Annotated in this window: 13 protein-coding genes; 11 read left to right on the top strand and 2 right to left on the bottom strand. The window is 67.6% G+C overall.

Annotated features, from left to right (window positions below; translation table 11 throughout):
• Together K320_RS0117760 and K320_RS0117755 are read left to right on the top strand one after the other, a co-directional pair.
• The coding region (locus K320_RS0117760) for a ParB/RepB/Spo0J family partition protein (protein ID WP_024540126.1) at nucleotides 1-1,993 on the top strand (1,993 nt) is incomplete at its 5' end.
• A 62-nt stretch (nucleotides 1,994-2,055) separates the two neighbouring features.
• Nucleotides 2,056-2,265: a hypothetical protein gene (locus tag K320_RS0117755; RefSeq protein ID WP_024540125.1), complete on the top strand. Its 210-nt coding sequence runs from the start codon at nucleotides 2,056-2,058 to the stop codon at nucleotides 2,263-2,265.
• A gap of 128 nt (nucleotides 2,266-2,393) precedes the next feature.
• On the opposite strand, the gene K320_RS0117750 is transcribed toward K320_RS0117755, so the two are convergent.
• Complete coding sequence (locus K320_RS0117750) at nucleotides 2,394-2,912, bottom strand: GNAT family N-acetyltransferase (RefSeq protein ID WP_024540124.1); 519 nt, start codon at nucleotides 2,910-2,912, stop codon at nucleotides 2,394-2,396.
• Nucleotides 2,913-3,728: 816 nt separating this feature from the next.
• Here K320_RS0117750 and K320_RS0117745 point away from each other — a divergent pair.
• Nucleotides 3,729-4,043 carry a DUF736 domain-containing protein gene (locus tag K320_RS0117745; protein WP_024540123.1) on the top strand — a complete coding sequence of 105 codons (315 nt, stop codon included), beginning with the start codon at nucleotides 3,729-3,731 and terminating at the stop codon, nucleotides 4,041-4,043.
• A gap of 358 nt (nucleotides 4,044-4,401) precedes the next feature.
• Here the strand turns inward: K320_RS0117745 and K320_RS0117740 are convergent, their stop codons facing one another.
• Complete coding sequence (locus tag K320_RS0117740; RefSeq protein ID WP_024540122.1) at nucleotides 4,402-4,695, bottom strand: helix-turn-helix domain-containing protein; 294 nt, start codon at nucleotides 4,693-4,695, stop codon at nucleotides 4,402-4,404.
• A gap of 252 nt (nucleotides 4,696-4,947) precedes the next feature.
• On the opposite strand from K320_RS0117740, the gene K320_RS0117735 reads away from it, so the two are divergent.
• The 8 genes from K320_RS0117735 to K320_RS0117700 form a co-directional block, all read left to right on the top strand.
• Nucleotides 4,948-5,259: a DUF2958 domain-containing protein gene (locus tag K320_RS0117735; protein WP_029696303.1), complete on the top strand. Its 312-nt coding sequence runs from the start codon at nucleotides 4,948-4,950 to the stop codon at nucleotides 5,257-5,259.
• A 215-nt stretch (nucleotides 5,260-5,474) separates the two neighbouring features.
• Complete coding sequence (locus K320_RS0117730; RefSeq protein ID WP_024540121.1) at nucleotides 5,475-6,248, top strand: DUF2285 domain-containing protein; 774 nt, start codon at nucleotides 5,475-5,477, stop codon at nucleotides 6,246-6,248.
• An 83-nt stretch (nucleotides 6,249-6,331) separates the two neighbouring features.
• On the top strand, nucleotides 6,332-6,613 hold the full coding sequence (locus tag K320_RS0117725; protein WP_003107109.1) for a helix-turn-helix transcriptional regulator: 282 nt from the start codon (nucleotides 6,332-6,334) through the stop codon (nucleotides 6,611-6,613).
• Between the two features lie 26 nt (nucleotides 6,614-6,639).
• Nucleotides 6,640-7,497, top strand: coding sequence for a replication initiator protein A (locus K320_RS0117720; RefSeq protein WP_024539918.1), 858 nt, complete (start codon nucleotides 6,640-6,642; stop codon nucleotides 7,495-7,497).
• A gap of 289 nt (nucleotides 7,498-7,786) precedes the next feature.
• A complete protein-coding gene (gene parA / locus K320_RS0117715; RefSeq protein ID WP_024539917.1) occupies nucleotides 7,787-8,425 on the top strand; it encodes a ParA family partition ATPase in 639 nt (212 codons plus the stop codon).
• Nucleotides 8,422-8,706, top strand: a complete 285-nt coding sequence (locus K320_RS0117710) for a hypothetical protein (protein WP_024539916.1) — start codon at nucleotides 8,422-8,424, stop codon at nucleotides 8,704-8,706. Before parA ends, K320_RS0117710 begins: the two co-directional genes overlap by 4 nt.
• Nucleotides 8,703-9,248, top strand: a complete 546-nt coding sequence (locus tag K320_RS0117705; protein WP_024539915.1) for a DUF2840 domain-containing protein — start codon at nucleotides 8,703-8,705, stop codon at nucleotides 9,246-9,248. Before K320_RS0117710 ends, K320_RS0117705 begins: the two co-directional genes overlap by 4 nt.
• The coding region (locus K320_RS0117700) for a S26 family signal peptidase (protein WP_024540120.1) at nucleotides 9,245-9,808 on the top strand (564 nt) is incomplete at its 3' end. The genes K320_RS0117705 and K320_RS0117700, both read left to right, overlap by 4 nt.

Raw genomic sequence — 9,808 nt, 5'->3', positions numbered from 1 at the left:
CAAGAACCTGATTCTGGTTCCGCTGTCGCGGCTGGTGCTGCGCCCCACGGGCCGCAATGTCCGGAAGACCCCGCGCATGTCCATCCCTGAACTGGCCGCGAGCATCCAGCGCGTGGGCCTGCTGCAAAACCTGATCGTGATTCCCGCCGCCGATGGCGAGCATTACGAGGTGGTGGCCGGTGGCCGCAGGCTGGCCGCGTTGAAGCTGCTGGCGAAGAAGCACCGCATCGCCAAGGATTGGGACGTGCCTTGCCTGCAAGTGGCCGATGGTACGGCCCGCACCGCCAGCCTCACCGAGAACGTGCAGCGCGAACAGATGCACCCGGCAGACCAGTTCGAAGCCTTCGCGGCGCTGGTGGCCGAAGGCCGTCCCATCGAGGACATTGCGGCGGATTTCAGCGTTACGCCGCTGGTGGTGCAGCGCCGTTTGAAGCTGGCGAACGTCTCGCCGCGCCTGATGGCGGACTACCGGGCCGATGCCGTGAGCCTTGACCAGTTGATGGCCTTGTCCATCACCGACGACCACGCCGCGCAGGAAGCCGCGTTCTACGATGCCCCGCAGTGGCAGCGGCATCCCTCTCACTTGCGCGAGCGCCTCACCGAGCGCGAGATTGACGCTTACCGGCATCCGCTGGTGCGCTTCGTCGGGCTGGACGCCTACGAAGCCGCAGGCGGCGGCGTCCGTCGCGACCTGTTCGCCGAAGATGACGCGGGCGTGTATCTGACCGATGCCGCGCTGCTGGAACGGCTGGCGCAAGACAAGCTGGCAGGCATCGCCGCCGAAGTGAAGGCCGAAGGCTGGGCGTGGGCGGATGCCACGCCGGGCGTGACCCATGCCGACCTGCACGCCTTCCAACGCGCCCCGAGGGAGCGGCGCGAACCGAACAAGCGCGAAGCCGCACGCATCGAGAAGCTGCAAGCCCGGATGCACGAACTGGCCGAGGCCGTGGATGCCGCACAGGACGCCGATGACGAGGACAAGGCCGACGCTCTGCAGGAGGAAGGCGAAGCCGTAGGCGAGCAGTTGCAGGCGCTGGAAGATAGCTTGCAAGACTACAGCCCGACCGCGCGCGCCGCAGCCGGTGCCATCGTCACCATTGACTGCACTGGCGAGGCCGTCATTCATCGTGGCCTGATGCGTGAAGCCGAAGCCAAGGCGCTGCGCACGCTGGAACGGCTGCGCCAAGGGTTCAGCGGCGAGGATGTCGAGAACGACGACGAAGGCGAGAACCGAGACGAAGACAGGGAGCCCAAGACCGCCGCCATGTCCGACCGACTGGCGCAACGCTTGAGCGCCCATCGCACCGCCGCGCTGCAAATCGAAGTCGCCCGGCACCCGCAAGTGGCGCTGGTCGCGCTGGTGCATGGCATGGTGCAGACCGTCTTGCAGGAAAGCCGCTATGGCCTGAGTCGTGACTCGCTGCCGCTGGGCGTGCGCCTTACGCTGCAAGACCGGCTGGAAGGCATGGCCCCGGACTGGCTGGGATCGCCTGCCGCCGTGGCGCTGCGCGAACTGCAACAGGCGGCCGGTGTTGCCTTGCCGCAGAACGGCGCCGAACTGTTCGCCGTGCTGCTGGCGAAGCCGCAAGATGAACTGGTGCGATTGCTGGCCGTGTGCGTGGCGTCCACGGTGGACGTGGTGACGCCCCGCGCCACGCCGCACCAGCCCGGCGGGGAACTGGCGCAGGCCGTGGGTCTCGACATGGCCGCATGGTGGCAGCCGACCGCCGGAGGCTACTTCAAGCACATTTCCAAGGCCGCGATTCTGGTTGCCGTGGGCGTGTTTGCGCCAGATTCCGTCACCCGGCTGGCGAAATTGAAGAAGGCCGACATTGCCAACGAAGCCGAGCGGCTGGCCGCTGGCACGGGCTGGATGCCTGCCATTTTCAAGGCCGCAGGCCTGGAAGCTGCGCCGGAGGAAACGCAGGCGCAGGACGCCCCGGAGGTTGCCGAGGCAATGATGGATGAACCCGCCGAGGCGCTGGCCGCCTGACCCGCGCCGAAGGCAAGCGCCCCGGCCTCGACCGGAGCGCTTCGCTGAAAGGAGAAGTCCACATGACCCGCACCACGACCAGCCGCCCACGCATGGCGGTGATCTACGCATCCGGCACGGTTCGCGCCCGCCGCTGGCACGGCGAAGGCGACGTGCGCGGCTACCGCCCGCCCTTGGGCTGGACGGCCCGCGCCGACCTTACCGACATCCACCCCATCACGGGCCGCACGCTGCCGCGTGCCGTGTGGTGGCTTATCGAAACGAAGGCATAACCGCGATCGGCACCGTGCCCAGGCCGTTCCGTCCTGGGCACGGTGGACGCAAATCCGGGCGCGGCAGTGGCCGCACCCGGTGTTCAAGGCCAACCGCCGAACCAGAACGCCGCCGCCTTCGCGCTGGCTCAGGCGGCGGCGTTGAAGGCATCGCTGTAGTGCGCGATACCTTCGGGCACTGGCCCATGCAGGGCCAGTGCCATGAAGTAACCGGGCGGCACGCCCGGCAGTTGCAGGCCCGCATGGGCCTGGAAACCAAAGCGCGCGTAGTACGCGGGATCTCCCAGCAGCACGCAGCCTGCGGCCCGTATGGCACGCAGTTCGGAAAGCGCCTGTTCCATCAGGCGGGAGCCGATGCCTTGCCCCTGCCTGGGCGGCAGGACGGAGATCGGCCCCAACCCATACCAGCCATCGGCCTTCTGGCCTTGGGCATCGGTGATCGTGACGGGGGACAGTGCGACGTGGCCGACGACTTGCCCATCGTCTTCGGCCACGATGGAAAGGGGCAGTTCATGGGCTGCGCGCAAGGCGCGCACGAAGAATTGCTCGGTGTGGCTGGTGTGCGGTGCATCGGCAAAGGCGGCGGTCGTGACGGCTTCGATGGCAGCAATGTCGTCTGGGGTTTCGTGTCGGAGCTGGAAGGTCATGGGCTTGTCTTGGGTCTCTTCCTGGAAATATAGAACGGCCTGGGCGTGTCGGCGCTTCGCACCGCCGGGCTTTGTGGGCTGCGCCCCGTGCTTCGTGCCGAATCACGGCCATTCGGCTTCAATCCCTCACGCCTTCGCGCCTGCGCTTGCCTCCAGGGGAAAGCCCTGCGGGCCATCCCCGCCGCGCAGGCTTGGCGCCCCTCGATGCCGCCGACCCGGCTGCGCCGGATCGGCCCGGCCAGCGCCCCGCCGCATGGGCAGGGCTTGGTGGGTACGCCGAGGCTTGCTGCGGCAGGTTGTGCGGATGCGTGCCGTCCTCAACGCTGGCGGTTCGTGCCCATCACGTCACGAAGGACGGTTCACGGACAACCCGCCCGGCACCGCCATGGAGCTTCCACGCCACGCCTCAAGACCGGCGCCGCAAGGTGCGGCCGGGGCGTTCTCGCCTGTCGTTGGGTGGTTGACCTGGCCCGCGTCAGGGTGCGAGCCGGTGCAGCCTTCGGGCGGGGATGCCGAGCCGGCCCTGTCTCCTTTCGGATGGGGGGTGGTTCGGCCCAAGGCGTCTTTGTGTTGTTGTGAATCCTGGCGGGGGCGCGGCTGCGCCTCGGGCTTCATGGCTGCAACCGTCTGGCGAAAACAATTTCCCCGCCTTTGTCACTGCGTTCGGCGGCTTCCTCGCGGGACAAATTCTTTTCGCCTCCCGGCCCTCCACTGCGTTGCAGCCGCAAGCGGTGCAGCCAGCCCGTCCCCCCGCCGGCCGGATCACAACAAGGACGCGATGGGCGCGAACCTTGTGCAACCGAAAGGAGATTCATCATGGCCAACATCGGCGCCTTCACCACCGACAAAGACGGCTTCACCGGCACGCTGCGCACCCTGACGCTCAACGTCAAGGTCAAGCTGGTTCCCAACGACAAGGGGGACAACGAGAAAGCCCCGGACTTCCGCCTGCAGGCCGCGGGCCACGACATCGGCGCGGCGTGGAAGAAGACCAGCGAGGCCGGGCGGGAGTACATCTCCGTAACCCTCGACGATCCTTCGTTCCCGGCCACGGTCTACGCCCGACTGATCGAGGGCGAGAACGGCTCGCACGACCTGATCTGGTCGCGCAGCAAATCCCAGGCGGCCTGACGGCCGCCAGCGCCCCGCCTACGTGGCGGGGCGCAGTGCTGCTTTCGCGGCACTGCATGGAGTGCAGCATGATCGCCTGGGCTGCACCGTATTGAGTTGCTTGGGTATGCGTTGAGTCCGCGGCTGCAAGAACGGGCGGGCGTGCCGGTGCCTTGCACCGCCGGGCTTTTCGGGCTGCGCCCCGTGCCAACTTCGCCGTCACGGCCATCCGGCTCCAATCCCTCACGCCTTCGCGCCTGCGGCGCTGCGCGCTTCGCTTGCCTCCGGGGATCGGCGCAAGGCCCATCCCCGCCGCGTTGCACTTGGCGCCCCTTGAACACTGCCGAACCGGCTTGCGCCGGATCGGCAGAGCCGTCGCCTACGGCTGGGCTGCTGCTGCGAGCTGGCTTTCAGCCTCGCTCATCAGCATCGCCGTGCTGCATTCGAGCGCGCCGGCGATCTTGAAGATAAGCGATAGCGTGGGTTGGTGTTCGCCGCGTTCCACCTTGCCCAAGTGCGAACGCTCGACGCCAGCCAGGTGCGCCAGTGTCTCCTGCGCGATGCCGCGTTCCGTGCGCAGCGCGCGCACCGCCGCACCGAAGGCTTGGGCCAGCTCGGCGTCGAAGGTGGTGGCGCCGGCTGGTCGGCCAGGCTGGACAAATCGCTTCTGCATGGACAGAAGCGTCGATTCGCAGCACAATTAAAACCACGTTATCTTTAACTCATTTCTTGGAAGCTCACTGGTTTGCGCTTCTACAGAAACCCGTATCTACGGGCGTCAACCAAGGCGCGAAGTCACGGAACCGCAATCGTGTTTCTGCACAAATCCACTGATGCGGTTTTGCACCTTTACACCTCGGCGGATTCGTGCGGCAAGGAGGGGATGGTTATGAATCGACTCATTACCTAGGACGACCGCACGCGATTGCTGGCCCACGGCAAGGCCCGTGCCGCTGGCGAAGCCATCGACCCGCTGCCCGTGGTGCGGCTGTTCACCCCCGATGCACACCTCACCTGGCTGCTTGCCGCGCTTGATCCTGCCGATGGCGACACGGCTTACGGCCTGATCGACCTGGGGCTGGGGATGCCGACGCTGGGCACTGTGAAGTTGTCCGATCTGGCATCCATCGTCGGCCCTCTCAAACGGCCCGTGCAACGCGACCTCTATTTCCACCCCGCGCGCACGTTGTCGGAATACACCCGGCTGGCCGAGCGGGACGGAGCGATACCGGACTGAATACGGCCTACTGTGACTTTTTCAGTCTGGCGTCATGCCGAACAGGTCTCAATCGGCATTGTTGCGGCATACCTCAGTCAGTCTGATCCAAATAGTCATGATGCCCGGCGCGTACTGCGGCAGGCTGGCTTCTACGGCGTCCCGCAGTCGGGGCGATGGCGATGTAGCACGTAGTCCTGCCGTGGCGGCGATTCCTGTTCGCAGGAGGAGGCGTCATGGTCGATCCTCATCACGTTGCACATTGGTATCCGACTGCGGCTTACCTGTATGTCTTGTGGCTGGATGCGCTTGCGCTCGCTTGGGAATACCTGCGCAGGAACCCCGACTACCGGCTCGGCTGGCTGCGTCGCCATCGCCGGCCACAGACGGCACAGGGAGCGGCGCATCGCTGGGGCCTGCGCCTGCTGGAAGACCCAGCCCTGGATGCGCGTGACGCGCATCCGGCTTGGCTGCCTGGCCATGCGGCCGTGGTGCAGCTCCATCCCGACGCCGATCCACCCCCCGACGCCGCGGTGTTCGCGTTCTGGCACCTTCCCGGCCACAAGCAACTGCTCCACGACGGTAAGGGGCTGGCGCTGATCGCGCGCAGCCCAGGCCATTGCCTGCGCTTCGCCCTGGCGCCCGGCCTGGAAGACGGCATGGCCGTGGTCCAGGCCCACCGCGGCGGTGCTCTTGCGCCTGCGCGCCGTCATTCGCTGGGCACGGCCCTGTTCATCGTCAATCCCCGGCCAACGCCCGCCGCATTGATGGAGCTGCACACCTTGCAGGCGTTCGACGCAACCCTGGCGGGCGCGTCCTTGCGCGATGTGGGCGAAGGGCTGTTCGGTGCCGACGCCGTGGCCGATTGGTACAGCGACGGCGGCCTGCGCTCCAAGGTGCGCCGCCTCGTGCGGCGCGGCGACGCGCTGATGCGCGGCGGCTATCGCCGCCTAGCACAGCTTCCGCCGCTTGAGAAGGGTCGTTTTGAAGGGAGTGCAAAACGACCCTGAGCAGGAGGGCCGCGTTTTCTGAGACTGCCTCCATCCGGTCGCGTCGTGCGACCGGGCGTTTTCAACCGATGGAGGTTCACACCATGCGTCCCGCTCCCTTGCGGCCTGCCGCCACTGTCTCGACCGCTGCCGCGCAGCCCCAACGCTATCTCACCAACGACGAAGCCGCCGAGTACCTGCGCCTGTCGCCGCGCACGCTGGAGAAGCAGCGCGTGATCGGTGGCGGCCCGCGCTTTCGCAAGTTCGGGCGGCGCGTCATGTACGCCGTGGCCGACCTCGATGCCTGGGCCGCCGACCGCAGTTTCGAGACGACCTCCGATCCCGAATACGCCGAGCACCACTCGGCCGACAGCCGTGCGCGCTGACCGCTGGAGTGCGGGAGGCCATCGCCATGTCCAGCACCGCGCTGCCATCCCGGCAGCGGCCGATGCAGGAGCGCGAACAGCTCGACCTGTTCCGCGCCTTGCCCGGCGACATGGCGCCGCGCGACAGCCAGGATTTGATGGCTTATCCGTTCTTCTCTTTGGCGAAGTCCAAGCGGGTCAAGCCCATCGACTTCCGCGCGGGCAACGTTACGATCCGCGTGGAGGGCACGCAGGAGCACGGCATCGCCACAATTTGGGATGCGGACGTGCTGATCTGGGCGGCCTCGCAGATCGTGGAGGCGAAGGACGCGGGCCTGCGGCCCTCGCGGCTGATGCGCGCCACGCCCTACGAGATCCTGCGTTTCATCGGGCGCGGCAAGTCGCTGCACGACTACCAGCGCCTCAAGGCCGCGCTGGATCGGCTGCAATCGACCACGGTGGCCACGTCCATCCGCGAGACGACCGGGCGACGCTTGCATCGGTTTTCGTGGATCAACGAATGGAAGGAGCTGGCCGATGCCAATGGCACGCCGCTGGGCATCGAGCTGATCCTGCCCGACTGGTTCTATGCGGGCGTGCTCGACGCCGCCCTGGTGCTGACCATCGACCCGGCGTATTTCCGGCTGACCGGCGGCATCGAGCGGTGGCTGTACCGGCTGGTGCGCAAGCACGGCGGCAAGCAGGAATACGGCTGGCAATTCGACTTCCGCTACCTGCACCAGAAGTCCGGCAGCACCGCGAAGCCCTACGACTTCGCCTGCGACCTGCGCGCGCTGGTCGCGCGGCAGTCGCTGCCCGGCTATGTCCTGGGCATCGAGAGGATGCCGGACAACGGCATGGAGCTGCTGACGTTTCGGCCCGTGCCGCAGACGGCACGGGGATAACTTCGGGACAGCCTGTGAATGGTGTCGTGCTATCAGGCGTGCGGGGTATCGTGCTATCAGGCGTGGGACTATCGTGCTATCAGGCGTGCCGATCGGCCGCAAACCCGTGCCAGCATTGGGTTTGCGCGTCCTCTAACTTCCCTAACTTAATTTCTCTAACTTTTAGTAGAGAAGCGCCGCTGCGGTGGACAACCACCACGCGGCCACAAACGGCAGACAAAACCGGCCGCCAGTCGGCAGGTTTTGCAGGCGACTCCAAGCAAGGCTTTCCAGCATGGAGGGCCAGGCCATGATCGTCGCGATGCTCAATCAGAAAGGCGGCGTGGGCAAGACCACGCTCGCCACGCACATCGCCGGCGAGCTGGCGATGCGTGGCCAGCACGTCGTGCTGCTGGACGCCGACCCGCAGGGTTCATCCCTGGACTGGACGCAGCGCAGAAGCCAGCAAGGCTTGCCACGGCTGTTCAGCGCCGTGGGCCTCGCACGCGAAACGCTGCATCAGGAGGCGCCAGAACTCGCCAGGCGGGCCGATCACGTCGTCATCGACGGGCCGCCGCGCATCGCCGCCTTGGCGCGCTCCGCGCTGCTGGCGGCCGAGCGCGTGCTGATCCCGGTGCAGCCCAGCCCCTACGACCTGTGGGCCAGCGCCGAGATGGTGACGCTGATCCGCGAGGCGCAGGTGTTCCGGCCGCTGCTCCGCGCGGCCTTCGTCATCAATCGGCGCGTCAGCACCACCATCATCGGCAGGGAAGCGCGGCAATCGCTGGCCGAACAGCCGCTGCCGGCGCTACGCGCCGAGGTGTGCCAGCGCATCGTGTTCGCCGTCAGCGTGGCCGCTGGCCGGCTTGCGCGCGAGACGGCACCGGACAGCGCCGCCGCACGGGAAATCACCGCCCTGGTGGACGAACTGCTGCGGTGGACGACATGACAGCGAAGCCACCGCCGAACAGCAAACGTGCGGCAAAGCGCGTCGGCATCGGCGCGCGTCCGCCCGCGAATCCGCACGCCGAGGCGTGGATTCGCCAGGGCGATGCCGATGCGCTGGGCAAGGGCGACCTCTACACCGCCCGCCTGACCCTCGACATCACGCCCGCCATGCGGGCGCGCATCAAGGTGTCGGCCTTCACGCAAGGCGTGACCGTGGCCGACCTGCTGCGCGGCCTGCTGGAGCGCGAGTTTTCAGAACACCGCAGGGAGAACACGCCATGAACGCATCCGCTTCGCTTGCCAATGTATCCATTGCCTTCGCGACCACCGCTGCGCTCGCAGCCCCTTCCGTCCAGTCTGCCAGCGCGCCGCTGACGCGCGTGGCGTTGGCCTATATCGAACCGCGCTTCAAGCTCTACCTGCGCTTCGGCGAACCTGCGCGCACGCGCCAGCTCGACCGCTGGCGGCGCTGCGCGGTGTTCCTGCCGGGCGCCATGTTCTGCCGCATCCGCTGGCAGGCTAACGACTACGGCACGATTCGCTGGCAGCTCATGGTGATGCAGGCTTGCACGCCGCTCGATGCGGCGCAGCGCATTCCCGGCGTGCAGCCGGGCGCGCGCCTGCTGCTGCACGCCGAGGGCGACGGGCAGGTGCGCGCCGTGCTGGAGCGCATCGACGCCATCGAGGCACTGGGCATCGCGCCTGTCGCCGTCTCGCCCGCGTACTGGCGCACGCTCGCCAACCGGCTCGCCGCGCGCCTGCCGCTGCCCGAATACACCGCCGAGCGGCACGCCGCCTGGCTGGCCGGGAGGACGCTGCCATGACCGCCGTTTCCACTACGGGCCTCGCGCCGCGTCCTCGCTCGCGCCTGCGCGCCCGCATCGTGCTCGCGGGCCTCGCCGCCTGCGGCCTCGCTGCGCTGGCCTGGGCGTCCTTCGTGCATCCATTCCCGCGCCTGATCTACAACCCGTCCGACAGCGTTCCCGTGGGCTGGTATCGCGTCGATCCGCTGCGCCATCGGCCCGGCTCGCTGCCACGTCCATTGTCCGTGGACAGCATCGTCCTGACCACACTGCCGCCAGACGCCGCCGCGCTGGCCGCGCAGCGCGGCTACCTGCCGGCGCGCGTGCCGCTGCTCAAGCGCGTGGGCGCAGTCGCGCCACAGCAGGTTTGCGTTTTCGATGCGCTGGTGTGGATCGACGGCGTGCCGGTGGCTGCCGTTCGGCCCGCCGACCGGCTGGGCCGTCCGCTGCCATCCTGGCCGCAGTGCCGGCAGCTTCGGCCTGGCGAACTGTTCCTGCTCAGTGTGACCAATCCGGCGTCGTTCGACAGCCGGTATTTCGGGCCGGTCAGCGCATCCGCCGTGATCGGCGTCGCGCACCCG

This window comes from Comamonas badia DSM 17552 (genome assembly GCF_000484635.1).
GTDB classification, from domain to species: Bacteria; Pseudomonadota; Gammaproteobacteria; order Burkholderiales; family Burkholderiaceae_C; genus Comamonas_C; species Comamonas_C badia.
This window is presented reverse-complemented; position numbering and strand designations above follow the sequence as displayed.